This window comes from Thiocapsa sp. UBA6158, from assembly GCF_002423035.1.
Taxonomy (GTDB): domain Bacteria; phylum Pseudomonadota; class Gammaproteobacteria; order Chromatiales; family Chromatiaceae; genus Thiocapsa.
This window is the reverse complement of the sequence record NZ_DIUM01000023.1, coordinates 1-25,648: the sequence shown is the minus strand read 5'-3', so window position 1 is coordinate 25,648 and position 25,648 is coordinate 1. Positions and strand designations below refer to the sequence as shown.

Sequence of the window (25,648 nt, the reverse complement as noted above, 5' to 3'; positions counted from 1 at the left end):
AAGGTGTAACTGCTCTTTTTAGGTTTAAGGCTCAAAGGCGATTCCTGTGCGATTCAAGAGCGTGCGACCTCGACCGCACGTGCGTTCGAGGTCGTACTGTGCTGATAGCTGATAGCAGGCGGCAGGGAGCAGGCGGCAGGGAGCAGGAAACAGGCGGCAGGGAGCAGGCGGCAGGGAGCAGGGAGCAGGCGGCAGGAGGCAGGAGGCAGGAAGCTCCCCTTGCCCACGCCCCGCGCTTCTGTTCCCATCCGCGCATGTCCAAGCCGATCCGTATCCTCTCGAGTCATCTCGTCAATCAAATCGCCGCAGGCGAGGTCGTCGAGCGTCCGGCCTCGGTGGCTAAGGAGTTGATCGAGAACAGTCTAGACGCCGAGTGCACGCGGGTGGAGATCGACGTGGAGCGCGGCGGCATCAAGCGGTTGCGCGTGCGCGACGACGGGCGCGGCATCCCGCCGGATGAGCTGGTGCTGGCGCTTTCGCGTCATGCCACCAGCAAGGTCGCCGATTTGAGCGATCTGGAGGCGGTTTCGACCCTGGGGTTCCGCGGCGAGGCGTTGCCGAGCATCGCCTCGGTGAGCCGGCTGCGTCTGATCTCGCGCAGCCGCGATGCGCCGACGGCCCTCGAGGTCACGGTCGGCAGCGACGGTGCCTTGGAAGAGCCGCGCCCGGCGGCGCATCCGCCCGGGACTAGCGTGGATGTGCAGGATCTCTTCTACAACACCCCGGCACGCCGTAAGTTTCTGCGCACCGAGAAGACCGAGTTCGGCCATCTGGAGCAGGTGGTGCGGCGCATCGCCTTGGTACGGCCGGACATCGCCTTTCAGCTGCGCCACAACGGCAAAACGCTCTACGACCTGTCGGCCGCGCTCGACGATGCGGGGCGGCGCGCCCGTCTGGAGACCTTGCTCGGAGGCGCCTTCGCCGATCAAGCCTTGACCCTGGACGAGGAGACCGTGGATCTTCGTCTGTGGGGTTGGGTGGTGCGCCCTGCGTTCTCCCGCAGTCAGGCCGATCAGCAGTTCTTCTATGTCAACGGTCGCATGGTGCGCGACAAGCTGGTGAGTCACGCGGTGCGCCAGGCCTTCAGCGATCTGCTCCATCACGGGCGACATCCCGCCTATCTGTTGTTCCTCGAGCTGCCCGCCCGGACGGTCGACTGCAACGTCCATCCGTCCAAACACGAGGTGCGTTTCCGCGAAGGTCGGCAGGTCCATGACTTCATCTTTCGGGTGCTGCAGCGGCGTCTCTCGGCCGGGGTACTCGGGGAGCCGCAGTCGGCAACCGAGATCACGAGCGCGTTTGCGCCGGGCCGGGCGTCGCGTGCGCAGGACGAGCCGGTGGCCCGTCTCGGGGGCGTTTCGGGACCTACGCTGCATCTGCCGCTGGGCGTCGGCGAGGGACGCGGCGGTTACGCCGAGCGTTTGCGTGCCGATCTGGCGTTTCAGCAACCGCCGCCTGCCGGGGACCGGAGCGACGGCGCGGCCGAGCGCACAAGCCGCGAGGACCGCGAGGCGCACCCGCTCGGTTATGCCGTCGCACAGATCAACGGGGTCTACCTCTTGGCCCAAACCCCCGACGCTCTGATCATCGTCGATATCCATGCGGCCCATGAGCGGATCGGCTACGAGCGGCTGAAGACGGGCTGGCGCTCCGGCGCGGTGATTCGCCAGCCCCTGCTGGTCCCGGTGCCCGTCTCGGTGGCCCCGCGCGAGGCCGAGCTGATCGCATCCCGGGCCGATGACCTGGCCGCGCTGGGCCTGGTCATCGACCGCATCGATTCAGGCACGCTGGTGGTGCGCGAGGTCCCGGCACTGCTGCGACAGGCCGATCACGAGGGCCTGGTGCGCGATTTACTCTCGGATCTGGCCGTCCACGGCAGCAGCGCCCGACTCGAGGAGGCCGTCAACGCGGTCCTCTCCACCATGGCCTGCCATGGTGCCGTGCGGGCCAATCGACGCCTGACCCTGGAGGAGATGAACGGATTGCTCCGCGACATGGAGCGTGTCGAGCGGATCGACCAATGCAATCATGGTCGCCCGACCTGGATCCGGGTGGGTTACGACGAGCTCGATCGTTGGTTCGCGCGCGGGCGCTGATCGAGGGACGCCCGTTTGACCGACTCACCCGAAGAACGCGCGCCCGAAGAAGTTGCTGCGGCGCAATCGAGCGACGCCTCCGCTCAGCGACCTCTGGCGATCCTGCTCATGGGTCCGACCGCGTCGGGCAAGACTGACCTGGCCGTCGAGCTGGTGCAACGGCTCCCGTGCGAGATCATCAGTGTCGATTCGGCGATGGTGTATCGCGGCATGGACATCGGCACGGCCAAGCCGACACCCGATGTGCTCGCCCGTGCGCCGCATCGTCTGATCGATATCCTGGAGCCCGCCGAGGCCTACTCGACCGCGCGCTTCCGTGAAGACGCACTCGCGGCGATGGCGCAGATCAGCGCGCAGGGCCGAATCCCGCTCCTGGTCGGCGGCACCATGCTCTATTTCAAGGCGCTGCAACAGGGTCTGGCCCGACTGCCGAGTGCGGATCCGGTGCTCCGCCAAGCCTTGTCCGAGGAGGCCGCCGTCATCGGCTGGTCCGCGATGCACGTGCGACTGGAGCGACTGGATCCCCGGGCGGCGGCTCGGATCCATCCCAACGATCCGCAACGCATTCAGCGTGCCTTGGAGATTCATGCCCTGACGGGCCGGTCGATGAGCGCGCTGATCGCGTCGGCAGGCGAGAGGGCCGATCTGCCGTATCGTCTCCTCAAATTGGTGCGTGCGCCGGCGGATCGCGAAGTGCTGCGCGAGCGCATCGCACGGCGCTTCCGCGCGATGCTGGAGCAGGGCTTGGTGGAGGAGGTCGCGCGTTTGCGGGCGCGGGGCGATCTCAGCGCGGACCTGCCGTCGATGCGCTCGGTCGGGTATCGCCAGGTCTGGAGCTATCTCGACGGCGCGCTCGATGCCGAGGAGATGTGTTTGAAAGGCATCGTCGCCTCGAGGCAACTCGCCAAGCGCCAGCTCACCTGGCTGCGTGCCGAGTCCGCGACCCATTGGCTCGCCGACGATCCCGATCCGCTCGAGGCGGCGCTGCGTCTGATCCGCAAGGCCCGGTCGACGGCGCATCACCCGCGCCGAGACGCAGGCGGATGAGTCTTCTCGGTGCGAACGCATCGAACGCGCGGCGTGTTCCGCTGTCTTTATCCGTCCAGTCGGTCGGATCGCGGCCCCGTCTGGCGTTGGCGCCCGATGCGTGGCACTCTATTTGCTGAGTTTTGCGTTCGGAGATGTCCGCGTGTTGCGGCGATCAGGTCGATCTGCTGTCTTTCTTCGGCAAGGATTGCAGCGATGCGCGACTGTATGGTCAAAGTGCGGCGTTTCGACGACACTAAACCGCGTCCCCGCTCGGGGCCGTGGATGCACCAAGCGTCGAGCTCACTCGACAATGAGCATCTCGCTCTGGACGCGTTTTAAGACGAGGCTTTTTTCGGCGGGTATGCCTGTCCCGTCTGCTGTCCCGCCTGCTCCACCCCGGCTTGATTGGCAGCGATCACAGCCAGACCTTTTTGCCGGGCAATATTTGCCGACCACAACAATAAGGAGTCACTCCATGTCCAAAGGCCAAAGCCTCCAAGACCCTTTTCTGAACGCACTGAGGAAGGAACGTGTCCCCGTGTCCATCTTCTTGGTCAACGGGATCAAATTGCAGGGCCAGATCGAATCCTTCGATCAGTTTGTCGTGTTGTTGAAGAACAACGTCAGCCAGATGATTTACAAGCATGCGATATCGACCGTCGTGCCGGCGCGAAACGTCAAGCTCCCACCCGCCGAAGGGGCGCTGCCCGAGCCGGGCAACGCATGATCCTGAGCCAGCCGTCATCGGCGCGCGCGGATCCTCGTCGCCGCGAAGGAGGTTGCCGTGTTTGAGCGCCCGAGCGCCGGCGAGCGCGCTGTTTTGGTGCACCTGGATATCGGCTCGACCGCCGAGCCCGACGAGCGCGAGGAGTTTCGGCGCCTGGCGGTTGCCGCGGGCGCGGAGATCGTCGGCATCCTGGGGGGCTCGCGCACGTCGCCCGACCCGAAACTCTTTATCGGAACCGGCAAGTGCGACGAATTGATCGCGTTGGTCGCGGGCACGGAAGCGGAGCTGGTGATCTTCAACCATCCGCTCTCGCCCGGCCAGGAGCGCAATCTCGAGCGCCTCGTCAAGTGCCGCGTCGTGGATCGCTCGGGCCTGATTCTCGACATCTTCGCGCAGCGTGCACGCTCCTTCGAAGGTAAGCTGCAGGTCGAGCTTGCGCAGCTCAAGCACATGTCCACGCGGCTCGTGCGCGGATGGACCCACTTGGAGCGCCAGAAGGGCGGTATCGGTCTGCGCGGACCCGGCGAGACCCAGCTCGAGACCGACCGTCGGCTCCTCTCCAAGCGGATGACCGTGCTTGATCGGCGCCTGGATCGCATCCAGGTGCAACGCGCTCAAGGGCGCAAGGCACGCGACAAGGCCGAGCTGCCGGTGCTCTCGCTTGTGGGCTATACCAACGCGGGCAAGTCGACACTCTTCAACCGCCTGACCGAGGCCGGTGTCTTCCAAGCCGATCAGCTCTTCGCAACCTTGGATCCGACCTTGCGCCGGCTCACCCTTCCCGACGGCGGACGGGTGCTCGTCGCCGATACGGTCGGCTTCGTCGGCCGGCTTCCGCATGAGCTGGTGGCGGCGTTCCGCTCGACCCTCGAGGAGACGCGCAATGCCGCGCTGCTGCTCCATGTCGTGGAGGCATCGGCACCGCATCGTGCCCGTCTCGTGGCCGACGTGGAGCAGGTGCTCGCCGAGATCGGCAGCGACGAGATCCCGCGTCTGGAGGTCTACAACAAGATCGATCTGCTCCCCGAGGAGTCGCCGCGAATCGAGCGGGATTCGGCCGGATTGCCGAGCCGCGTCTGGATGTCCGCGCAGACGGGCGCCGGTGTCGATCTGCTCTTGCAGGCGATCTCCGAGTGGCTGGGACGCGATCGGATTCGCTGCTCGCTGGATCTGGAGCCGGATGAAGGGCGCCTGCGTGCTTGGCTGTTCGAGCATGCGCAGATCATCTCGGACGTGCCCAAACCGGCGGGGGGGTGGTTGATGGATCTCATCATCGGGCGGCCCGATCGGGAGCGTCTTGCGGCCAGGAATACGCGGTTCTCGGAGGATAAAGAGGGTGTTTGACGGTCGAGTCGTCGACCCCCGCGGCGTTCGCTTCGCCCACCCGGAGCGCTGTGCGCCGTTTGCCCTCGGCCGTCTCCTTCACCTAAAATCACGGGGATTGCCGATCGACACAAACCGCGTCCGGAGCGACATGCGTCATTGTCATTGTGCGCTTGGCTTTGGAGATGTCCTCGATCTCGGTGAGGCGCGGTTTAAAATTCAATCCTTTTTGAGACTTTAAAGCGCGCCGGCTCCGACAGTCGTCGGAGCCGGCGCGGCCAAGCCGCCCCGACACATGACGCATACCTCACCGGGCGCGGTTCAGGTTGCATCTTTGCTTGATATCCTCGCGCTTCGTCGGCACTCTGGAGAGGTCATCCAAAGGCTTGAGCGTCCGGACCGCGCAGCAATCACGGTGCGCACCTTTCTCGCGATTCGCAGATTTCGTGCGGGAGCGCCTCTCAAACCAACATAACAGTCGAATTCGACAGACGGAGAAGCTATGGCCTGGAACGAGCCAGGTGGCGGTAACAAAGACCCTTGGAGCGGCAAGGGCGGCGGCGAGCAGGGTCCTCCCGACCTCGACGAGGTCGTGCGAAAGCTTCAGGAGCGACTCGGCGGGCTCTTTGGGGGCAACAAACCCTCCGGCGGCAGTACATCCGGCGGTGGCGGCGGATTCAATCTGCCGGGCGGGGATTTCAGCTCGCGAGCCATCGGAATCATCGTCGGGATCCTGCTGGTCATCTGGCTGGCGACCGGCATCTACATCGTCGAGCCTGCCGAGCGGGGCGTCGTGACGCGATTCGGCGCCTATGTCGACACCACCGGCCCGGGTCCTCACTGGCATGTTCCCTGGCCATTCGAGTCGGTCGTCAAGGTGAACGTCGACGAGATCTCCACCTTCAGCCACTCGGCCTCCATGCTGACTCAGGACGAGAACATCGTCGATGTCGAGTTGACCGTGCAATCCCGCATCCAGGACGCGGGCGACTATCTGTTCCAGGTCGCCGACCCGGATCAGACCCTGCGCGACGCGACCGTGACGGTCGTGCGCGTCACCGTCGGCGGGAGCAAGCTCGACTTCGTTATGACGGAAGGTCGCGGCGCAGTCGCCGTCACCATCCAAGAGCGCGTTCAGGCACTGATGGATCAGTACAAGACCGGCCTCTTGGTGACCTCGGTGAACATGCAGCCGGCAAAACCGCCGGAGCAGGTCAAGGCCGCTTTCGACGACGCCATCAAGGCCCGCGAGGACAAGGAACGCCTGGAGAACCAAGCCGAGGCCTACGCCAACGAGGTCCTTCCGCAGGCACGCGGCGAGGCCGCGCGGATCATCGCAGACGCTCGCGCCTATCGGGATCAAGTCATTGCCAGGTCCGAAGGTGAGACGGCGCGCTTCACGGCGATCCTGACCGAGTACCTGATGGCACCCGAGGTCACGCGACAGCGCCTTTACTTGGAAACGATGGAGCAGGTCTTGGGTGATAGCAATAAGGTCATCATCGACGTGGAAGACGGCGGCAACAGCCTACTCTACCTCCCGCTCGACCAACTCATGAAGCAGCGGCCGGATATGGCAGCCCTCTCGAAACCGGATGTGTCGGCCCCCGCCGTTGCATCGGAGGCCGTCGATCGTCCGCAGCGCTCGGTCGACCGTGATCGGAGGGTGCGGTAATGAATAAGCTGAAAACCTTTCTGCCGCTTGGTCTGGCAGGTCTCGTGATCGCGATCTACGGCTTCACCTTCGTCGTGCAGCAGTACGAGGTGGCGATCAAGCTTCGACTCGGTCAGATCGTCGGTGACGACTATCAGCCCGGTCTGCATTTCAAGGTTCCGGTCCTCAACAACATCAAGGTATTCGATCGACGTATCCAGACGATGGATTCTCGCCCGGAGCGTTTCCTGACGATCGAGAAAAAGGACGTCATCGTCGACTCCTACACCAAATGGCGCATCTCCAATGCCGCGCAATTCTTCCGCTCGACCGGCGGCAACGTGGCGCGAACCTCACGCCTCTTGTCCGAACGCGTCAACACGAGCCTGCGCAACGAGTTCGGCAAACGCACGATCCAAGAAGTCGTCTCCGACGACCGCCTGGCTCTGATGGCCTTGTTGACCAAGGAGGTGAACGAGAACGCCCAGGATCTCGGGATCGAGGTCGTCGATGTGCGTGTGAAGAAGATCGACCTGCCGCCCGAGGTCAGTGAATCCGTCTATTCGCGGATGCGTGCCGAACGCGAGCGGGTTGCGAGGGATCTTCGGGCGCAGGGCGGCGAGGCTGCCGAGCGTATCCGTGCCGATGCGGATCGTCAGCGGACCGTGATCGTCGCCGAGGCATTTCGCGAATCCGAAGAGACGCGAGGCGAGGGCGACGCGCGGGCGTCGCAGATCTTCGCCAACGCCTTCAACCAGGATCGCGAATTCTATGCCTTCTTCCGCAGTTTGAGCGCGTATCGATCCTCTCTCGGGCAGGAGCGAGACGTGATGGTTTTGGAGCCTGACTCGGATTTCTTCCGGTTCTTCCGCGATCCAGCCGGGGGCCAATAATCCGGGGCCGTCGGGTCTGACCGAACGCCTCGGCCTCACCGAACGCCTCGGATCGCCGAGGCGTTTTCATGTTTCCGCCCGCAAAGGTTCATGCGTACTCGCGAGACGTCGATAGGAGCCCGGTCATCCGACAAGCGTTGGACAAATGCGCCGTCGTCTGAAAAGATGCCTGCCTTTGACCGATGCGCACTTCCGGGACCCGCTCGGATCCGAATCGGGTGTTTCGGAGTCACGTGTTGCTGCAAGATGTCTTGGTCGCGGTTGCGCTTGTGCTGGTCATCGAAGGCATTTGGCCTTTTCTGAGTCCGGACGGGTTTCGACGTGCTCTCCTGCTGATCGCCGCCGAGGACAAAGGCGCACTGCGGCTTGCCGGCCTGCTCAGCATGCTGTCCGGCGTCGGCCTGCTGTATCTGGTCAACTGATGCCTCTCGCCCGAGGCGGGTGGATCGCGACTGATTAACCGGGACTACTGAACGCATGAACGAGGAACGCTGGCTGCTGCCGGCCGGGATCGACGAGGTGCTGCCTGCGCAGGCGCGGGTCATGGAGACATTGCGGCGCGAGTTGCTGGATCTCTATGCAAGCTGGGGCTACGAGCTTGTCATCCCGCCCTTCATCGACTATTTGGAATCCCTCCTGACCGGCACCGGTCAAGATCTCGACCTTCAGACCTTCAAGCTGACCGACCAGCTCAGCGGGCGCATGCTCGGTGTGCGTGCCGATATGACCCCGCAGGTCGCTCGGATCGATGCACACCACCTCAGGCGCGACGCCCCGACGCGGCTGTGCTATCTCGGAACCGTCCTGCATACCCGCAGCGACGGATTCGCCGGTACGCGCAGTCCGTTGCAGATCGGCGCCGAAATCTACGGGCACTCCGGGATCGAGAGCGATACCGAAATTCTGCGACTCATCATGTTGACCTTGCGTGCCGCCGGGATTCGGGAAACCTACCTGGATCTGGGGCACGTCGGCATCTATCGCGGCCTCGCCCGGCAGGCCGGGTTGTCGGCGGTCGGCGAACACGCCCTATTCGATGCGCTGCAGCGCAAGGCCGTTCCGGAGATCGAGGCGCTCATCGCGGAGCTCGGGATTGCCGGCGCACCGGCGCGCATGTTGTCCGCCTTGGCGGAACTCAACGGGGTGGATGCGCTCGCGCGCGCCGAGAGGCTCCTGCGCGAAGCCGATCGCCCGGTACGCGAGGCGGTGGACGACCTGCGCCGACTCGCCGACGAGCTCGGTCGCTGGCTCCCGGATGTTTCCATCCATTACGATCTGGCGGAGCTGCGCGGTTACCGGTATAAGACTGGGGCGGTTTTTGCCGCCTTCGTTCCCGGCTGGGGGCTGGAGATTGCGCGCGGCGGGCGTTACGACGACATCGGGCGCGTTTTCGGTCGAGCACGCCCCGCCGTCGGGTTCAGTACGGATTTGAAGGAGCTGCTGCGCCACGGGCAACGCGCCGACACGAGCGACGCGGCGATCTACGCACCCTGGTCGGCAGCACCGGCGTTGCAGGAGGCCGTCGATCGGCTCCGTGCCTCGGGGCGGCGCGTGATCCATGCGCTTCCCGGCCTCGAGCAGGATCTGCGCGATCCGGGCTGCCGGCAGGTGCTGGTCGAACGTGACGGGCGTTGGGAACTAGACGATATCCTCGCGGAGTAGATGACTAAAGATGGGCAACAACGTCGTTGTAATCGGCACCCAATGGGGTGATGAAGGCAAAGGTAAGGTGGTTGACCTGCTCACCGACCGTGCTTCGGTTGTGGTGCGGTTTCAAGGGGGCCACAATGCCGGGCACACCCTGGTCATCGACGGTGTGAAGACCGTTCTGCATCTGGTCCCATCCGGCGTGCTGCGCGAAGGCGTGCGCTGCCTGATCGGCAACGGCGTGGTGCTCTCGCCCTCGGCGCTGCAGGAAGAGCTCGCCATGCTCGAAGCCTCGGGCGTGCCGGCGCGCGAGCGGCTCGGCATCAGTGCGGCCTGTCCGCTGATCCTGCCCTACCACATCGCGCTCGACCAGGCGCGCGAGCTTGCGCGCGGTGTGAAGGCGATCGGTACCACCGGCCGAGGCATCGGGCCGGCTTATGAAGACAAGACGGCGCGCCGCGGCATTCGCCTCGGCGAGCTTCTCGACACCCGGCACTTCGAGGAGCGCCTGCGCGAGGTCATGGAGTACCACAACTTCATGCTCGAGCATTACTTCAAGGCGGCTTCGGTTGACTATACCGCGGTTCTCGACGAGTTCCTCGGTCATGCCGAGGTGCTGCGTCCCCTGGTGATGGATGTCCCCGGATATCTGCACAGCTGCCGTGCCGAAGGCAAAGACGTCCTGTTCGAAGGTGCTCAAGGGGCCTTGCTCGACATCGACCACGGCACCTATCCCTACGTGACCTCGTCCACGACGACGGCCGGCGGGGCGTCGAGCGGCAGCGGTGTCGGTCCGCGCGACCTGGATTACATCCTCGGGATCGTGAAGGCCTACACCACGCGCGTGGGCGCCGGTCCCTTCCCGACCGAGCTGTTCGACAACGTGGGCGAGGTTCTGGGCAGGCGCGGCAACGAATTCGGTGCGACCACCGGGCGCAAGCGTCGCTGCGGTTGGCTCGACATGGTCGCGCTCAAACGCTCGCTCGCCATCAACAGCGTCACCGGCATCTGCATCACCAAGCTCGACGTGCTCGACGGTCTGGAGACCATCAAGATTTGTACGAGCTATGTCGTCGACGGCGAGGAGATCGAGACCCCGCCGGTCGGATCCGACGCGCTCGAGCGGTGCGAGCCGCGCTATATCGAGCTGCCGGGCTGGTCGGAGTCCACGGTCGGCACGACCTCCTACGATGCGCTGCCCGCGGCGGCGCGTGCCTATCTCGAGACCATCGAGCAGCTGGGCGGGGTCCCGATCGACCTCGTTTCCACGGGTCCGGACCGGGTCGAGACCCTCGTCCGTCGCCACCCTTTCGATGTCTGATGTCTGTCTGACGCCATGGATACTGCCGTCGCGGATCTGTTGATCGAGGGCCTCTGGCTGATGGCCATCGGCTTGGGCATCGTCTTTGCCTTCCTCGCGATGCTGGTCGGCCTGCTGGTGCTGATGTCGAAGGCGGTGGCACGCTGGGGCCCCGAGGAGACGCTCCCGGCGATGACGGCCGGGGGTCATGCGCTCGCGCCCCCGCAGGACGACGCGCGACTGATCGCAGTCATCGGCGCTGCGATCCAGACGCATCGCCGACGCCATCGTCCTTGATACCGAGGCTTGTCGTGCCTCGCTCGCGTCCTTGCGCTCGCTCCCCGTTTTCTGCCGATGTGCGTCGCGCGAGCGCGACGGGCCTCCCCGTTGCGCAGGCATCGAGCCGGGGCGTCGATCGGCGCACGCCCCGCTGACCGAACATCACCCAACCCCGAGATCGAGTCCCGCATGAAGCCATCCAATCGACTTGCGATCACCGATGTCGTCCTGCGCGATGCCCACCAGTCGCTGCTCGCGACCCGTCTGCGCATCGAGGACATGCTCCCCATCGCACCCAAGCTGGACGAGGTCGGCTACTGGTCGCTCGAGAGCTGGGGCGGGGCGACCTTCGATGCCTGTATCCGCTATCTCGGCGAAGACCCTTGGGAGCGGTTGCGCCTGCTTAAGGCGGCGATGCCGAAAACGCCTCAGCAGATGCTGCTGCGCGGGCAAAACCTGCTCGGTTACCGTCATTATGCCGACGACCTGGTCGAGACCTTCGTGGAGCGCGCCGCCCTCAACGGGATCGACGTTTTCCGCATCTTCGACGCCATGAACGATGTGCGTAACCTCGAGACCTCGGTGAAGGCCGCCTTGGCGACCGGCAAGCACGCCCAAGGCACCATGTCCTACACGGTCAGCCCGGTGCATGATCTGGAGTACTGGGTCGACATGGGTCGTCGACTCGAAGACATGGGTTGTCATTCAATCTGCATCAAGGACATGGCCGGCCTGCTCAAGCCCTATGTCGCCGAGGCCCTGGTCACCCGGTTGAAGGCGACCTGCAGCGTCCCGATCGCCATGCAGAGTCACGCCACGACCGGCATGAGTACCTGCACGATCCTGAAGGCGGCCGAGGCGGGCATCGACATGGTCGATACCTCCATCTCCTCGATGAGCATGACCTATGGCCATTCGCCGACCGAGTCGGTAGTCGCCATCCTGGACGATACGGACCGCTCGACCGGATTGAATCTCCTCCTGCTCGAAGAGATCGCTGCCTATTTCCGCGAGGTCCGTAAGAAATACGCCAAGTTCGAGGGCGCGCTCAAGGGCGTGGACTCGCGCATCCTGGTCGCTCAGGTGCCCGGCGGCATGCTCACCAACATGGAGAACCAGCTGCGCGAGCAGGGGGCCACCGACCGTCTCGACGAGGTGCTTGCCGAGATCCCCAGGGTGCGCGAGGAACTGGGGTTCATCCCGCTGGTGACGCCGACCTCCCAGATCGTCGGCAGCCAGGCCGTGCTCAACGTCCTGATGGGCGAGCGCTACAAGAGCATCACCAACGAGACCGCCGGCGTCCTCAAAGGCGAGTACGGTGCGACCCCGGCCCCGGTGAACCTCGAGCTTCAACAGCGCGTCCTGGGCGCGGGCGAGGCGCCGATCACCTGCCGTCCGGCCGACAATCTGACACCCGAACTCGATGCGCTCACTGCAGAGCTGCAACACCTGGCCGAGGAGCGCTCCATCGCGCTTGCCTCGGATCTCGTGGACGATGTGCTGACCTATGCCCTGTTTCCGCAGGTCGGGCTGAAGTTCCTGGAACATCGCGCGAATCCGAGTGTCTTCGAGCCACCGCCATGGGCCGAGCCGGCTCGCCCGACCGTCGCGGAGACCGCACCGGCGTCGCTTGCGGTCGCTGCCGTCGCCGAGCGCTATCGGGTGGAGGTCGACGGTCACAGCTACCATGTCCTAGTTTCCCCGGAAGGTGCGGTCGAGCAGCTCGCCGCCGTGCCGAGCGCCGCTTTGCCGCCCCCCGTCGCCGGCCGGGGCGTGCCGGCGCCGCTCGCGGGCACCGTGGTGGCGGTCAAGGTCAAACCGGGGCAGGTCATCGCCTCCGGTGAGCTGATCATGCTGCTCGAGGCGATGAAGATGGAGACCGAGGTCCGCTCGCCTGAAGCCGGCACCGTGCTTGCGGTATCGGTCAAGGAAGGCGACAGCCTCCAAGTCGGCCAGACGCTCCTCACCCTGGGCTGAGCGGCATGGAGGCGCTTCTCACACTCTGGCAGTCCACGGGCATCGCCAATGTCACCTGGCGCGAGCTGCTCATGCTCCTGGTCGGGGTTGGACTCATTTATCTGGCGATCGCCAAGCGCTTCGAGCCGCTCCTGCTGCTGCCGATCGGCTTCGGTGCGATCCTGTCGAACATCCCGGTCGCCGGCATGGCGGGGCCGGACGGGATGATCGGGATGATCTATCACGTCGGCGTCGAGACCGGGATCTTTCCGCTGCTCATCTTCCTCGGCGTCGGCGCCCTGACCGATTTCAGCGCACTGATCGCCAGGCCCTCGACCCTGATCCTCGGGGCCGCGGCGCAGTTCGGGATCTTCGCGACCCTCATCGGTGCGCTTGCACTCAATCTATTGCCGGGCTTCGACTTCAGTCTGGCCGATGCCGCGGCGATCGGCATCATCGGCGGGGCGGACGGGCCGACAGCCATCTTTCTGGCCTCGCGCCTTGCCCCCGATCTCCTCGGCGCGATCGCGGTCGCCGCTTACTCCTACATGGCGCTGGTGCCGATCATTCAGCCACCGATCATGCGTGCCTTGACGACCAAGGCCGAGCGCGGTGTCGTCATGGAACAGCTGCGCCCCGTCTCGCGCTTGGAGCGGATTCTCTTCCCCCTCGTCGTGCTCTTTCTCTGTGCACTGCTGTTGCCCTCGGCAGCTCCGCTGATCGGGATGCTCACCTTGGGGAATTTGCTGCGTGAAAGTGGCGTCGTGGAGCGTCTCAGTCGGGCGGCTCAAAACGAGATCATCAACGTCGTCACCATCCTGCTGGGTTTGGCGATCGGCTCCAAGCTCTCGGGCGAGCTCTTTCTCACGACGCAGACGCTGGGGATTCTGGTCCTCGGCGCCATTGCCTTCAGCATCGGGACGGCCGCCGGCGTCATCATGGGCAAGATCATGTGTCGTCTCAGCGGAGGGAAGGTGAACCCTTTGATCGGTGCAGCGGGCGTCTCGGCGGTCCCCATGGCTGCGCGGGTCGTGAACAAGGTCGGGCTGGAAGAAAACCACCACAATTTTCTGCTGATGCACGCCATGGGTCCGAATGTGGCGGGTGTGATCGGCTCGGCGGTCGCCGCCGGCGTCTTGCTTGCCCTCGTGGGCCCGTAGCGCTCGATTCGGCAGCCGATCGCCTCGTGTGGCGCACAAGTGATTGACGGCCGCGACATCGCGGCCGTACGTCGACTTGCTCCGGATGCCGGTCGTCCGCCTGCCGGGTCTGTGATTCGGTGCAACCGCGTCATGCCTGATCGCGCTCGGGACGCGGTTTAGGTTGACGCTGCGATCCGATATGCGCTACTTTTGCGCGCTTATGTCTGGCGCACATCTTGATCTGATCGACCCTTGGCGTGCATGTCGCCGTGAGCTAACCTTCAGCGGCGCTGTATCGTTGAATGAGATGCCGCGGCTTGCTGCCGCCACGGGCAGTCTCGAGCCGGCTACGCCGCAGTCCGCTTCGCCACTCGAGGACAGCGCGAGCGTCGACGCGGCACGCTACGAGTTGCTGTTCGCTCGCGATCGAAAGGGTCGGTGCGTCGTCACCGGGCGCGTGCGTGCGACCCTGAAATTACGTTGCCAGCGCTGCCTCGACGAGGTCGAGTTTCCAGTCGATGCGCCGATTGCGCTGGCGCTGATCCGGCGGGACGAAGACGCGCTCGACCTGCCCGAGGATCTCGACCCGTGGATGGTCGCCGATGAGCGGCTCAATCCGGTGGATCTCGTCGAGGACGAGCTGCTGTTGGCGCTGCCCGCGATCCCGCGCCATCCGCTCGGGGTCTGTGCGGCGGGGCCAACCGAGGCTGTCGAGGCGGCAGCATCGCCCGGAGACGCGGCGGCGGAGTCGGATGTGAAACGCCGGCCATTCGAGATTTTGGCCGCACTCAAGCGCACGCAGCAGGCATGAGACACTCGCGTCCATCGGCATGGCTGAAAGGGGTGCAACGATCGCACCCTCAGCGGAGTCCTGCTGCCGTGCCCGACGCTCTTGATGGATTGGACAACAGATTGCGCTCCCGCCCAAGCGGCGGCCGCGCCTCATTCGGAGATCAAAGATGGCCGTTCAACAAAATCGAAAGACCCCGTCCAAGCGCGGCATGCGTCGCTCCCACGACGCCCTGAGCAAGCCGACCCTGTCGGTGGATCCCACCAGCGGCGAGACCCATCTTCGCCACCATGTGACACCTGACGGTTTCTACCGCGGCCGTAAGGTTCTGGATCGCTCTGAGTGACCGCACGCGCTCGACTTGGAGCCCTCAACCCAGCACACAGCCGCGGCTCAAACAGCATCGGGATGGGATCTGTCTCGACAATCGCGCTCGACGCCATGGGCGGTGATCATGGCCCGGGCGTCGTCGTGGCGGCCGCGCTGCGCTTTCTCGCAGCCTCCGCGCGCGTCGATCTGATCCTCGTCGGCGACGAGGCCAAGATCGCCGAGCATCTCGGAAACGCCGATCGGTCTCGGCTGAAGATTCGCCCCACGACTCAGGAAGTCGCGATGGACGAGTCGCCTTCCAAGGCGCTGAGAGGAAAGAAGGACTCCTCGATGCGTGTGGCCATCGATCTGGTGAAGAGCGGTGACGCCGACGCCTGCGTCAGTGCCGGCAACACCGGTGCCCTGATGGCGACCGCGCGTTTCGTCCTCAAGACACTGCCGAGCGTCGATCGCCCGGCGATCATCACCGCCGTACCCTCCCTGCACGGGCATACCCACATGCTCGACCTGGGTGCGAACGTGGATTGCACGGCCGAGCATCTCTTCCAGTTCGCGGTGATGGGCAGCGAGTTGGTGACGGCCGTCGAAGGCGTCGCCGCACCGCGCGTGGCGCTCCTGAACATCGGACAGGAAGAGATCAAGGGCAACGAGCAGGTCAAGCAGGCCAACGAGCTGCTGCTGCGCAGCGATTTGAACTATGTCGGCTACATCGAAGGCGACGGCATCTTTCTGGACGACATCGACGTGGTCGTGGCGGACGGATTCGTCGGCAACGTAGCCCTCAAATGCAGCGAAGGGGTGGCCAAGTTCGTGCGGCATTCCTTGAGCACGCAGTTCAAGCGGACCTGGTTCAGCCGGCTTGCCGGGCTTGCCGCGATGCCGATTCTCAAGCAGTTTCGCCGCACGATGGACCCGCGCCGCTACAATGGTGCCAGTCTTCTCGGCCTGCGCGGAATCGTCATCAAGAGCCACGGCGGGGCAGATGAGGTGGCGTTCGAGAATGCGATCCACATCGCCCTGAAAGAGATTCACGCGAACATCCCCAAGCGGATCGGCGAACAAGTCGGCCGGCACATCGACAGCGGACAATACAAGGCGATCGCCTGATGATTTACTCGCGCATCCTGGGAACCGGGAGCCACCTTCCGGCCCGGACGCTGACGAATGCCGATCTCGAAGCGATCGTCGACACCACGGCGACCTGGATCTTCGAGCGCACCGGAATCGAGAAGCGCCATTTGGTCTCCGATGGGGAGACCTGTTGCGATCTCGCCGAGGCGGCCGCCCGCCGAGCGCTCGATGCGGCCGGTCTCCAACCGTCCGACATCGATCTGATTATCGTCGCCACGACCACGCCGGACCAGTTCTTCCCGAGCACCGCCTGTCTTCTGCAGCAGCGTCTCGGCGTGCACGGTTGTCCGGCCTTCGATCTTCAAGCGGTCTGCACGGGTTTTGTCTACGCCGTCGGGGTTGCCGATAAGTTCATCCGAACCGGCGCGGCAAAACGCGCACTGGTGGTCGGAGCCGAGACACTGTCGCGCATCCTCAACTGGGAGGACCGCGGGACCTGCGTGCTCTTCGGAGACGGCGCAGGGGCGGTGGTCTTGGAGGCGGCGGACGAGCCTGGCATCATTTCCACGCACCTGCATGCCGACGGTGCCTACAAGGACCTGCTTCAGGTCCCGGGCGGCCTCGGCAATGGGAACCCGGACGCCCGCTTCATCGAAATGAAGGGCAACGAGGTCTTCCGAGTCGCCGTGACCACGCTCGGACGGATCGTCGACGAGACCCTCGAGGCCGCCGGTCTGGCCAAGTCGGACATCGACTGGTTGATCCCGCACCAGGCGAATATCCGGATCATCCAGGCGACCGCGCGTAAGCTGGATCTGCCGATGGAACGTGTCGTGGTCACGGTTGCCGAGCACGGCAACACCTCCGCCGCATCCATTCCGCTGGCGTTCGATCAAGCGGTGCGCGACGGGCGTATTCAACGTGGCGAGCTCCTCCTGATGGAAGCCTTCGGAGGCGGTTTCACCTGGGGTTCCGTCTTGGTTCGTTACTGATTTGCTTTGTTGCTGATTGGTTTGTTGCCGGGTCCCTGTCGATACGGATGACACACATGATTGCCGCTTTTTTCCCCGGTCAAGGCTCCCAGTCGATCGGGATGCTCGACACACTCGCCGAGTCCTATCCGGATGTGCGCAGGACCTTCGATGAAGCATCGGACGCCTTGGGTTTCGACCTGTGGCGTTTGGTCCACGAGGGTCCGAAAGAGGATCTCGATCTCACCAGGAACACCCAGCCCGTCATGCTGAGCGCCGGTGTTTCGGTCTGGCGCGCTTGGCTTCAGGCCGGCGGGCCGCCCGCGAGCATGATGGCCGGTCACAGCTTGGGCGAGTATTCGGCCTTGGTGGCCGCCGGCGCGCTGAGCTTTGCCGACGGCGTGCGTTTGGCTGCCGAACGTGCGCGCTTCATGCAGGAGGCGGTTCCGGCCGGAGAGGGTGCGATGGCCGCCGTGCTGGGTCTAGGCGACGCCGAGGTCATCGCACTCTGCGCCGAGCAGGCGCAAGGCGCCGTGCTCGAGGCCGTCAATTTCAACTCACCCGGACAGGTGGTGATCGCGGGGGAGGCCGCCGCGGTGAACCGTGCGATCGGCGCGGCCAAGGGTGCCGGTGCGAAGCGAGCCTTGATCCTGCCGGTCAGTGTCCCCTCGCATTGTGCCCTGATGCGCCCCGCCGCGGATCGACTCGCCGAGCGATTGGCCGCGATCGAGATTCGGGTCCCGGAGGTCGCGGTCCTGCACAACGCCAGTGTGCAGAGCGCAGCCGACAGCGCCGCGCTGCGCGATCAACTGATCCGGCAGCTTTATCGCCCGGTGCGTTGGGTGGAGACGGTGCGCGCCGTCGCGGCCGAAGGCATTCGGATCGCGATCGAGTGCGGCCCGGGCAAGGTGCTGACCGGTCTGAACAAACGCATCGACGACACTCTGACGACACTGCCGGTTTTCGACCCGAAGTCACTCGAGACGGCACTGGAGGCGATACACAATGCTGAGAGATGAAATCGCGCTCGTCACGGGCGCCTCGAGGGGAATCGGTCGGTCCATCGCGATGGCATTGGCCGAGCAAGGTGCCGCCGTTGCCGGTACCGCCACCACGGCAGCCGGTGCACGCGCGATCGAGGAGGCGCTCAACGAGGCAGGTTACCGGGGCATCGGAATCGTGCTCGACGTCGCCGATCAAGCGTCGGTCGAGGCCGCTATGGCCGAGATCACCGAGCGCCTCGGTGCGCCGGGGATTCTCGTGAACAACGCCGGAATTACACGCGACAACCTCCTGATGAGGATGAAGGACGAGGAGTGGGATTCGGTGATCGAGACCAATCTCAGCTCGCTGTATCGCGTCACCAAGGCCTGTCTGCGTGCGATGACGAAGGCGCGTAAAGGCCGGATCATCAATATCGCTTCGGTCGTCGGCTCCATGGGCAACGCCGGTCAAACCAACTACGCGGCTGCCAAGGCAGGCATGATGGGCTTCACCAAGGCGTTGGCACGCGAGGTCGGATCACGCGCGATCACGGTCAACTGTGTTGCACCCGGGTTCATCGACACCGACATGACGCGCGACTTGCCCGATCAGCAACGCCAGTCATTGATCGGAGGCATCCCCTTAGGGCGGCTCGGACAGCCCGAGGAGATTGCGGGCGCCGTGGTCTTTTTGGCCTCTCCTGCAGCGGCTTACATCACCGGCGAGACCCTGCACGTGAACGGCGGCATGTACATGGCATGAAAGGCATCATCGTCGATATGATTAAGATCAACTAAATCAGGTCCTTGTGCTTTTTGCCGAGGGCTGATGCGACTTTCATCGGCCGTCGATTGTCACTAGAATACCGCCTGGTCCAGCGAGGGCCACCTTTATTCATCCGGAGGAATCAGTACCATGAGCAGCGTTGAAGATCGAGTCCGCAAAATCGTTGTCGAACAACTCGGCGTCAAGGAAGAGGAAGTGACCTCGGAGGCGTCTTTCGTCGACGATCTGGGCGCGGACTCACTCGACACGGTTGAGTTGGTCATGGCCCTCGAAGAAGAGTTCGAAACCGAGATCCCGGACGAGGACGCGGAGAAGATCACCACCGTCCAACAGGCCATCAACTACATCAATCAACACCAAGCCTAGGCAGGTGTCCGGCACCCGGGTCGGGTGCTCCGAGGCTCGAAGGCCGTCGGCCGCAGCAGGATGCCGGTGCGGCGGCGAGCGTCGAATATCGCGTTTCGAACGAAAGGGGTAGGCAATGTCAGGCAGAAGGGTCGTGGTCACCGGTTTGGGCCTCGTGGCGCCGGTCGGTTTGGACGTCAAGTCCTCCTGGGACAACATCCTCGCCGGCAAAAGCGGGATCAAACCCATCACCCATTTCGATATCGAGCCATTCAGCACCCGCTTCGGCGGCCCGATCTATGGCTTCGAGATCAGCGATTACATCGCTGAAAAGGAAGCCAAAAAAATGGATAAATTTATCCACTACGGCATGGCTGCGGGCTGTCAGGCCATCGCCGACGCCGGGCTGCAGATCGATGACTCCAACTGTCGCCGCATCGGCGTGGCGATCGGGTCGGGGATCGGCGGGATCACGGGCATCGAGAACAACTACGAGGCCTACCGGACCAAGGGGCCGCGTCGCATTTCGCCCTTCTTCGTGCCGGCCAACATCATTAATATGGTCGCCGGCAATCTCTCGATCAAGTTCGGGCTGAAGGGTCCGAACTACTCCATTGTCTCCGCCTGCAGCACGGCGACCCACAACATCGGCGAGGCGGCGATCATGATCCGCCACGGCTATGTGGACGTCATGATTGCGGGCGGCGCCGAGATGGCGACCTCGCCGGTCGGCCTCGGCGGCTTTGCCGCGGCCCGTGCGCTCTCCACCCGCAACGATGCACCCGAGTCGGCGAGTCGCCCCTTTGATCGCGATCGCGACGGCTTCGTCCTCAGCGACGGTGCAGGCGTCGTGGTGCTCGAGGAGTACGAGCGCGCCAAGGCCCGCGGTGCGACCATCTATGCCGAGCTGGTCGGTGTCGGGATGAACTCCGATGCCTATCACATGACCGCGCCGTCGGAGAACGGCGAAGGTGCCTGCGACTGCATGCTGCTTGCACTCGCGGATGCCGGTCTCGACAAGGAGCAGGTGCACTACATCAACGCGCACGGCACCTCGACGCCCGCCGGCGATGTGGCCGAGACCATGGCCATCAAACGTGCGTTCGGTCAGCGTGCCTACGAGATCCCGGTGAGCTCGACCAAATCCATGACCGGACACATGTTGGGTGCTGCCGGGGGCGCCGAGGCGATCTTCACCATCCTCGCCCTGCGCGATCAGACCGCACCGCCGACCATCAACTACGAGACGCCTGATCCCGACTGCGACCTCGATTATGTCCCCAATACCGCTCGAGAGATGCGCATCGATGTCGCCTTGACCAACTCGTTCGGATTCGGCGGCACCAACGGCACCCTGGCCTTTCGTCGGCTTTAGGGTTGCCTTCGGGGACGGGATCGACGTCGCTTGGTCGGCTTGTCGCCTTCGTCTCCGATCTCCGATCCTTCGGATGACGGAGGCGTCTCGGGGGCGGGATTTCGGCGTGTCCTGGTGGATGGGCGCGAGCATGACGGGATCCCCGTCGGGGATCGCGGACTGCACTACGGCGACGGCCTGTTCGAGACCATTCTGATCCGCGACGGCATGCCCTGTCTGTGGGACCGCCACATGGCGCGTCTCGCGCTCGGCGCCGATCGGCTGGGGCTCCCGAGGCCGTCTCCAGCGATCTTGCGTCACGAGGCAATCCGGATCGGCACCGAGCTCGATCATGGCCTTTTGAAGCTGATCCTCACCCGTGGTGTCGGTGGTCGCGGTTACCGGCCTCCCGTCTCTCCGCACCCCCGGCGTATCCTGCTGTCCTATGCCTCGTGCGCGAGTGCCGACCCGTATGTCGACGGCGGTGTGGCAATTCGTTTTTGCGAAACCCCTGCATCCGTGAATCCGCATCTGGCCGGGATCAAACATCTCAACCGCTTGGACGCGGTGCTTGCCCGGCGCGAATGGGATGACCCGGAGATCGCCGAGGGTCTGATGTGCGACGATGCCGGTTGCGTCGTGGGCGGGACGATGACGAATCTATTTCTCTGGGACGGTGGCGCGCTCGTCACCCCGTCGGTGACGCGCAGCGGCCTTGCCGGAACGGTGCGTGCGGTCGCAATCGAAGCAGCCGCGCGGGCCGGAATCGCCTGTGTCGAGAGGGCGGTCACGCGAAGGATGATCGATGGTGCGGTCGGACTCTTCCTCACGAACGCGCGGATCGGCGTCTGGCCGATTTCTCGTCTGGCAGATCGGGGGCTCGACCCCGACCGTCTGCCGCTTGATCTCTTGAGCGCCGTCCGTCGAACGGCGCATACACCGGAATGGCCGGATCCATGATTGCACGCGTCTTACTTGTTTTGATGCTCGCCGCAGGTGCGCTCGGCGCCGGTCTCGGGCTCGACTACGGCGCCTTCGTCAAGACGCCGGTGCCCTTGCCCGAGGAGAGCACCATCCTCGATATCCCGCGCGGGACCTCGCTGCGTGGATTGGCGCGTCGGATGACCGACGAAGGCATTCTGAAACACCCTTATTACTTCATTGCCTTGGCCTATCGGCAAGGTGATCAGGCCCGGATCAAGGCCGGCGAGTTCGAGCTGACCGCCGGGATGACCCCGGCCGATGTCTTGGCGCGGATCACCTCGGGGCAAGTCGTGCAGCACCCCGTCACCCTGGTGGAGGGTTGGACCTTTCGGCAGGCCGTCGCGGCGATCGAGGCCCAGGATCGCTTCAGCGGCGAGCTGGCGGATCTGTCCGACGAGGATCTGATGGCCAAGCTCGGTCGACCCGGCGAGCACCCGGAAGGGCGTCTTTTTCCGGACACCTACCGCTTCCCGCGCGACACGCCGCGCCTGTCGGTCCTGCAACGTGCCTTCCAGCGCATGGAGCAGGTCCTGGCCGAAGAATGGGCGGGGCGGCGCGAGGGTCTGCCGATCGACAGCCCCTACGAGGCACTGATCCTCGCCTCGGTCGTCGAGAAGGAGACGGGCGCGGCACACGAGCGGCCGGAGATCGCGGGCGTCTTCGTGCGCCGCTTGCGCAAAGGCATGCGCCTGCAAACCGATCCGACCGTGATCTACGGCATGGGCGATCGTTACGAGGGTCGCATCCGACGTGCCGATCTGCGCGAGGCGACCGCCTACAACACCTATGTCATCGACGGCCTGCCGCCGACGCCCATCGCCTTGCCCGGGCGTGCCGCCATCCATGCGGTCCTCAACCCCGCCGACGGGGATAGCCTCTATTTCGTCTCGCGCGGCGACGGCACGCATGTCTTCTCCGCCACGCTCGATGCGCACAACCAAGCCGTTCGCCGCTATATCCTGGGTGAGCCATGAACCTTTCGATCGCGATGAATCCGAAAGCGGCGCGAGGCTGCTTCATCACACTGGAAGGCATCGAGGGCGCGGGGAAGTCCACGCACATCGCCCGTCTCTCGGCGCTCCTGTCCTCGCTGGGGATCGCGGTCGTGACGACGCGCGAGCCGGGAGGCTCGCCGATCGCCGAGCGGATCCGCGCCCTGCTGCTCGATTCGGTCAACACCGGGATGGACGACACGGCCGAGCTGCTCCTCATGTTCGCGGCGCGCGCCGAGCACCTGGCCAAGACGATCCGTCCTGCACTCGATTCCGGCGCCTGGGTCCTTTGCGATCGCTTTACCGACGCGACCTATGCCTATCAAGGCGGGGGGCGCGGGTTGAATCCGGAGCGCATTGCGGTGCTCGAAACACTGGTTCAGGGTGACTTGCGGCCGGATCTCACCCTTCTCTTCGATCTCGAGCCCGAGCTCGGGCTCGCGCGCGCACGCGGTCGCGGGGCCGCCGATCGAATCGAGTCGGAGGCCCTGCACTTCTTCGATGCCGTGCGGGCGGTCTATCGTGAGCGGGCGTACACGAGCCCCGAGCGCTTCTGTCTGATCGATGCGGCTGCACCCTTGAGCGTCGTCGGCGAGCAGGCAGGACGAGCCTTGCGTGCACTCGTCGAGACCCGTTTGGGCGAGAGCGCCGATGCGTTCGGAGCCGGAGCCACGGTGTGACCGGCCCTACACCGCTCGCATTCGATGCACCTTTGCCCTGGCTGGCGGATGATTGGATGCGCCTGCATCAGGCGCGCCGAGACGGGCGGCTCGCCCATGGCCTCTTGTTCAGCGGTCCGCGCGGCATCGGCAAGCGCCATCTCGTGGAGCTGCTTGCCCGATCGATGCTCTGCGACACGCCGACGGCGGATGGACTCGCCTGCGGACGCTGCGCGGATTGCGCCCTGATCGCCGCCGAGAGCCATCCGGATCTGTTGCGTGTCGGCCCGGATCCCGAGGCGAAATCCGAAGAGATCCCGGTGGCGGCGATTCGCGCGCTCGTGGAGCGGGGTGCATTGACCCCGAGCCGCGCCGCGTGGAAGGTGACCCTCGTTGATCCTGCGGATCATCTCAATGCCGCGGCGGCGAACGCACTGCTCAAGACACTCGAGGAGCCGCCCGGGGCCGCGCTCATCGTCCTGGTGACGGAGCAGCCCGGACGCTTGCCGGCGACCATCCGCAGTCGCTGCGGGCAGGTCCGCATCCCGACGCCGTCGAGCACGGATGCGCTGGCGTGGCTGTCCTGCCGGATCCCGGAGGAGACCGCCGCATTGCGCCTCTGCTTGGCGCACGGCGGACCGCTGCGTGCATTGGACGAGCTCGATGACGCGCGGCTCGAACAGCGGCGCGAGCGGATCGCCGGGTTTCTCGCGATCGCGCGCGGCGAGCGCGACCCGCTCCTGGAGGCGGCGGCTTGGAACGGCCTCGGACCACGGCTATGCCTGGACTGGTTGGCCGGATGGCTGGTCGATCTGGTACGCCTGGCCGTGAGCGAGCATCCGCTCCGGCTCGATAATCCGGATCAACGCGAAGCCCTGCACACGCTCGCTCGGCGCCTGGAGCCGGCCTCCCTGCATCGGCTCCTGCAACGCGTCCTGCGTGCCCGTGACCTGGTTGAAACCAGGGCAAACCCACAACTGGTGCTTGAATCCTTGTCGATCGAATGGCTCCGCGTCGGTGCGGGGCAAGCCATCAGGAGATCTTGACCCATGGCGATACCTGGCGCGTCCTCCGGGTCCCTCGCGGGACAGCAGCGTATCCTCAGCTTCGCGATCAAAGACAAGGCTGCGCTCTATGCTGCCTTCATGCCCTTCGTGAAGAACGGCGGGCTTTTCATCCCGACGACGAAACGCTACCAGCTCGGCGACGAGATCTTTCTGCTGCTGCAGTTGATGGAGGAGACCGACCGCATCCCGGTTGCGGGAAAGGTGATCTGGGTCACCCCGCCGGGTGCCGAGGGCAGTCGTGCGATCGGGGTCGGCGTGCAGTTCAGCGACCAGGACAAGGGTATGGCACGCCGCAAGATCGAGGACTATCTCGTCGGCTCGCTCAACTCGGATCGCCCGACACACACCATGTAGGTCAAACCCTGTAGGAGAGTGAATGCTCGTCGATTCCCATTGTCACCTCGATCGGGTGGATCTTCGCCGCTACGAGGGCGACTTCACCGGGCTCATGCAGGCGACCGCCGATGCGGGCGTCACGCACATGCTCTGCGTCTCGATCGATCTGGAACACTATCCGGACATGCGACGCCTGGTCGATCCCTTCGAGCAGGTCGCCGTCTCGGTCGGCGTGCATCCGAACCAGGAGCACGGCGAGGAGCCGACCGTAGAGACCCTGGTGTCTCTGGCTGCGGATCCACGAAACGTTGCGATCGGGGAGACCGGACTGGACTATTTCCACCGCGATCTTGATCCGCTCCGGCAGCGCGAGCGTTTCCGCGTCCATATTGCGGCGGCACGCGCCTGCGGCAAGCCGCTGATTATCCACACGCGCGATGCACGCGAGGATACGATCGAGATCTTGCGCGAAGAGGGTGCCGATGCCGTCGGCGGGGTGCTGCACTGCTTCACCGAGAATTGGGAGATGGCGAAGGCCGGCATGGATCTGGGTTTTTATGTCTCCTTTTCCGGGATCGTCACATTCAAAAACGCCGAGGAGCTGCGCGAGGTGGCGCGTCGCGTCCCGCTCGATCGCCTGCTTATCGAGACCGATTCTCCCTACCTTGCACCCATGCCCCATCGCGGCAAACCCAACGAGCCCAAGATGGTTGCCCATGTCGCGAGCCGTATCGCCGAGCTGCGCGGGATGGATCCGGCGGAGATTGCTGCGGTCACGCGCGCGAATTACTTCCGACTGTTCGCCATTGCCTGAGGCATCCCTCTCAAGACTCTGATTTGCCGTTCGAGGCCTTCTTCGTCTGCTCGGGCTTTAGCTGCTCGGGCCGTTTCTCGCCGCAGGGCAGATAACCCTAAAAAGAGCAGTTGACGCCC

26 protein-coding genes are annotated in these 25,648 nt (G+C 64.7%); all 26 read left to right on the top strand.

Annotated elements, in window-relative coordinates; translation table 11 throughout:
* Positions 1 to 254 precede the first annotated feature (254 nt).
* The 26 genes from mutL to B4N44_RS03685 all read left to right on the top strand — a co-directional run bounded on the left by mutL (position 255) and on the right by B4N44_RS03685 (position 25,529).
* Positions 255 to 2,096 (top strand): DNA mismatch repair endonuclease MutL, encoded by a 1,842-nt coding sequence (mutL, locus tag B4N44_RS03810; protein ID WP_296697092.1) that lies wholly within the window; start codon positions 255 to 257, stop codon positions 2,094 to 2,096.
* 108 nt (positions 2,097 to 2,204) lie between these two features.
* Positions 2,205 to 3,143 carry a tRNA (adenosine(37)-N6)-dimethylallyltransferase MiaA gene (gene miaA / locus B4N44_RS03805; RefSeq protein WP_296697098.1) on the top strand — a complete coding sequence of 313 codons (939 nt, stop codon included), beginning with the start codon at positions 2,205 to 2,207 and terminating at the stop codon, positions 3,141 to 3,143.
* 457 nt (positions 3,144 to 3,600) lie between these two features.
* Entirely contained in the window at positions 3,601 to 3,852 is a 252-nt protein-coding gene (gene hfq / locus B4N44_RS03800) for an RNA chaperone Hfq (protein ID WP_296697090.1), read from the top strand.
* Positions 3,853 to 3,909: 57 nt separating this feature from the next.
* Positions 3,910 to 5,196: a ribosome rescue GTPase HflX gene (gene hflX / locus B4N44_RS03795; protein WP_296697087.1), complete on the top strand. Its 1,287-nt coding sequence runs from the start codon at positions 3,910 to 3,912 to the stop codon at positions 5,194 to 5,196.
* 481 nt (positions 5,197 to 5,677) lie between these two features.
* Positions 5,678 to 6,850 (top strand): FtsH protease activity modulator HflK, encoded by a 1,173-nt coding sequence (gene hflK / locus B4N44_RS03790; protein ID WP_296697085.1) that lies wholly within the window; start codon positions 5,678 to 5,680, stop codon positions 6,848 to 6,850.
* Complete coding sequence (gene hflC / locus B4N44_RS03785) at positions 6,850 to 7,722, top strand: protease modulator HflC (RefSeq protein WP_296697083.1); 873 nt, start codon at positions 6,850 to 6,852, stop codon at positions 7,720 to 7,722. Before hflK ends, hflC begins: the two co-directional genes overlap by 1 nt.
* Positions 7,723 to 7,961: 239 nt before the next feature.
* Complete coding sequence (locus B4N44_RS03780; RefSeq protein WP_296697096.1) at positions 7,962 to 8,144, top strand: DUF2065 domain-containing protein; 183 nt, start codon at positions 7,962 to 7,964, stop codon at positions 8,142 to 8,144.
* Between the two features lie 55 nt (positions 8,145 to 8,199).
* Positions 8,200 to 9,384: an ATP phosphoribosyltransferase regulatory subunit gene (locus B4N44_RS03775; protein WP_296697082.1), complete on the top strand. Its 1,185-nt coding sequence runs from the start codon at positions 8,200 to 8,202 to the stop codon at positions 9,382 to 9,384.
* A gap of 10 nt (positions 9,385 to 9,394) precedes the next feature.
* Entirely contained in the window at positions 9,395 to 10,690 is a 1,296-nt protein-coding gene (locus B4N44_RS03770; protein ID WP_296697081.1) for an adenylosuccinate synthase, read from the top strand.
* Between the two features lie 15 nt (positions 10,691 to 10,705).
* A complete protein-coding gene (locus tag B4N44_RS03765; protein WP_296697079.1) occupies positions 10,706 to 10,966 on the top strand; it encodes an OadG family protein in 261 nt (86 codons plus the stop codon).
* Positions 10,967 to 11,137: 171 nt separating this feature from the next.
* Positions 11,138 to 12,925, top strand: coding sequence for a sodium-extruding oxaloacetate decarboxylase subunit alpha (oadA, locus tag B4N44_RS03760; protein ID WP_296697077.1), 1,788 nt, complete (start codon positions 11,138 to 11,140; stop codon positions 12,923 to 12,925).
* Between the two features lie 5 nt (positions 12,926 to 12,930).
* A complete protein-coding gene (locus B4N44_RS03755; RefSeq protein ID WP_296697075.1) occupies positions 12,931 to 14,064 on the top strand; it encodes a sodium ion-translocating decarboxylase subunit beta in 1,134 nt (377 codons plus the stop codon).
* A gap of 289 nt (positions 14,065 to 14,353) precedes the next feature.
* Positions 14,354 to 14,857 (top strand): YceD family protein, encoded by a 504-nt coding sequence (locus B4N44_RS03750; RefSeq protein ID WP_296697094.1) that lies wholly within the window; start codon positions 14,354 to 14,356, stop codon positions 14,855 to 14,857.
* A 148-nt stretch (positions 14,858 to 15,005) separates the two neighbouring features.
* On the top strand, positions 15,006 to 15,182 hold the full coding sequence (rpmF, locus tag B4N44_RS03745) for a 50S ribosomal protein L32 (RefSeq protein WP_007194663.1): 177 nt from the start codon (positions 15,006 to 15,008) through the stop codon (positions 15,180 to 15,182).
* A 62-nt stretch (positions 15,183 to 15,244) separates the two neighbouring features.
* A complete protein-coding gene (gene plsX, locus B4N44_RS03740) occupies positions 15,245 to 16,273 on the top strand; it encodes a phosphate acyltransferase PlsX (protein WP_296697071.1) in 1,029 nt (342 codons plus the stop codon).
* On the top strand, positions 16,273 to 17,229 hold the full coding sequence (locus B4N44_RS03735; protein ID WP_296697069.1) for a beta-ketoacyl-ACP synthase III: 957 nt from the start codon (positions 16,273 to 16,275) through the stop codon (positions 17,227 to 17,229). The genes plsX and B4N44_RS03735 overlap by 1 nt, the downstream gene beginning before the upstream one ends.
* A 47-nt stretch (positions 17,230 to 17,276) precedes the next feature.
* Positions 17,277 to 18,227 (top strand): ACP S-malonyltransferase, encoded by a 951-nt coding sequence (fabD, locus tag B4N44_RS03730; RefSeq protein ID WP_296697067.1) that lies wholly within the window; start codon positions 17,277 to 17,279, stop codon positions 18,225 to 18,227.
* A complete protein-coding gene (gene fabG, locus B4N44_RS03725) occupies positions 18,214 to 18,954 on the top strand; it encodes a 3-oxoacyl-ACP reductase FabG (RefSeq protein ID WP_296697065.1) in 741 nt (246 codons plus the stop codon). Before fabD ends, fabG begins: the two co-directional genes overlap by 14 nt.
* 153 nt (positions 18,955 to 19,107) lie before the next feature.
* Entirely contained in the window at positions 19,108 to 19,344 is a 237-nt protein-coding gene (acpP, locus tag B4N44_RS03720; RefSeq protein WP_007194668.1) for an acyl carrier protein, read from the top strand.
* 115 nt (positions 19,345 to 19,459) lie between these two features.
* Positions 19,460 to 20,698, top strand: coding sequence for a beta-ketoacyl-ACP synthase II (gene fabF, locus B4N44_RS03715; protein ID WP_296697058.1), 1,239 nt, complete (start codon positions 19,460 to 19,462; stop codon positions 20,696 to 20,698).
* A gap of 30 nt (positions 20,699 to 20,728) precedes the next feature.
* On the top strand, positions 20,729 to 21,637 hold the full coding sequence (gene pabC, locus B4N44_RS03710; protein WP_296697056.1) for an aminodeoxychorismate lyase: 909 nt from the start codon (positions 20,729 to 20,731) through the stop codon (positions 21,635 to 21,637).
* Positions 21,634 to 22,635: an endolytic transglycosylase MltG gene (gene mltG / locus B4N44_RS03705; RefSeq protein ID WP_296697054.1), complete on the top strand. Its 1,002-nt coding sequence runs from the start codon at positions 21,634 to 21,636 to the stop codon at positions 22,633 to 22,635. The genes pabC and mltG overlap by 4 nt, the downstream gene beginning before the upstream one ends.
* Entirely contained in the window at positions 22,632 to 23,333 is a 702-nt protein-coding gene (gene tmk, locus B4N44_RS03700; protein ID WP_296697052.1) for a dTMP kinase, read from the top strand. Before mltG ends, tmk begins: the two co-directional genes overlap by 4 nt.
* Positions 23,330 to 24,358, top strand: a complete 1,029-nt coding sequence (holB, locus tag B4N44_RS03695; protein WP_296697049.1) for a DNA polymerase III subunit delta' — start codon at positions 23,330 to 23,332, stop codon at positions 24,356 to 24,358. The genes tmk and holB overlap by 4 nt, the downstream gene beginning before the upstream one ends.
* A gap of 3 nt (positions 24,359 to 24,361) precedes the next feature.
* The gene (locus B4N44_RS03690) at positions 24,362 to 24,733 is read left to right on the top strand and encodes a PilZ domain-containing protein (RefSeq protein WP_296697047.1); all 372 of its coding nucleotides are present in this window, start codon (positions 24,362 to 24,364) and stop codon (positions 24,731 to 24,733) included.
* 22 nt (positions 24,734 to 24,755) lie between these two features.
* Positions 24,756 to 25,529: a TatD family hydrolase gene (locus tag B4N44_RS03685; protein ID WP_296697045.1), complete on the top strand. Its 774-nt coding sequence runs from the start codon at positions 24,756 to 24,758 to the stop codon at positions 25,527 to 25,529.
* Positions 25,530 to 25,648: the final 119 nt, after the last annotated feature.

Coding starts and splice junctions, on each gene's coding strand:
- mutL (WP_296697092.1), top strand. CDS start 255: ATGTCCAAGCCGATCCGTATCCTCTCGAGTCATCTCGTCAATCAAATC.
- miaA (WP_296697098.1), top strand. CDS start 2,205: ATGGGTCCGACCGCGTCGGGCAAGACTGACCTGGCCGTCGAGCTGGTG.
- hfq (WP_296697090.1), top strand. CDS start 3,601: ATGTCCAAAGGCCAAAGCCTCCAAGACCCTTTTCTGAACGCACTGAGG.
- hflK (WP_296697085.1), top strand. CDS start 5,678: ATGGCCTGGAACGAGCCAGGTGGCGGTAACAAAGACCCTTGGAGCGGC.
- hflC (WP_296697083.1), top strand. CDS start 6,850: ATGAATAAGCTGAAAACCTTTCTGCCGCTTGGTCTGGCAGGTCTCGTG.
- B4N44_RS03775 (WP_296697082.1), top strand. CDS start 8,200: ATGAACGAGGAACGCTGGCTGCTGCCGGCCGGGATCGACGAGGTGCTG.
- B4N44_RS03770 (WP_296697081.1), top strand. CDS start 9,395: ATGGGCAACAACGTCGTTGTAATCGGCACCCAATGGGGTGATGAAGGC.
- B4N44_RS03765 (WP_296697079.1), top strand. CDS start 10,706: ATGGATACTGCCGTCGCGGATCTGTTGATCGAGGGCCTCTGGCTGATG.
- oadA (WP_296697077.1), top strand. CDS start 11,138: ATGAAGCCATCCAATCGACTTGCGATCACCGATGTCGTCCTGCGCGAT.
- B4N44_RS03755 (WP_296697075.1), top strand. CDS start 12,931: ATGGAGGCGCTTCTCACACTCTGGCAGTCCACGGGCATCGCCAATGTC.
- B4N44_RS03750 (WP_296697094.1), top strand. CDS start 14,354: ATGCCGCGGCTTGCTGCCGCCACGGGCAGTCTCGAGCCGGCTACGCCG.
- rpmF (WP_007194663.1), top strand. CDS start 15,006: ATGGCCGTTCAACAAAATCGAAAGACCCCGTCCAAGCGCGGCATGCGT.
- plsX (WP_296697071.1), top strand. CDS start 15,245: ATGGGATCTGTCTCGACAATCGCGCTCGACGCCATGGGCGGTGATCAT.
- B4N44_RS03735 (WP_296697069.1), top strand. CDS start 16,273: ATGATTTACTCGCGCATCCTGGGAACCGGGAGCCACCTTCCGGCCCGG.
- fabD (WP_296697067.1), top strand. CDS start 17,277: ATGACACACATGATTGCCGCTTTTTTCCCCGGTCAAGGCTCCCAGTCG.
- fabG (WP_296697065.1), top strand. CDS start 18,214: ATGCTGAGAGATGAAATCGCGCTCGTCACGGGCGCCTCGAGGGGAATC.
- acpP (WP_007194668.1), top strand. CDS start 19,108: ATGAGCAGCGTTGAAGATCGAGTCCGCAAAATCGTTGTCGAACAACTC.
- fabF (WP_296697058.1), top strand. CDS start 19,460: ATGTCAGGCAGAAGGGTCGTGGTCACCGGTTTGGGCCTCGTGGCGCCG.
- mltG (WP_296697054.1), top strand. CDS start 21,634: ATGATTGCACGCGTCTTACTTGTTTTGATGCTCGCCGCAGGTGCGCTC.
- tmk (WP_296697052.1), top strand. CDS start 22,632: ATGAACCTTTCGATCGCGATGAATCCGAAAGCGGCGCGAGGCTGCTTC.
- B4N44_RS03690 (WP_296697047.1), top strand. CDS start 24,362: ATGGCGATACCTGGCGCGTCCTCCGGGTCCCTCGCGGGACAGCAGCGT.
- B4N44_RS03685 (WP_296697045.1), top strand. CDS start 24,756: ATGCTCGTCGATTCCCATTGTCACCTCGATCGGGTGGATCTTCGCCGC.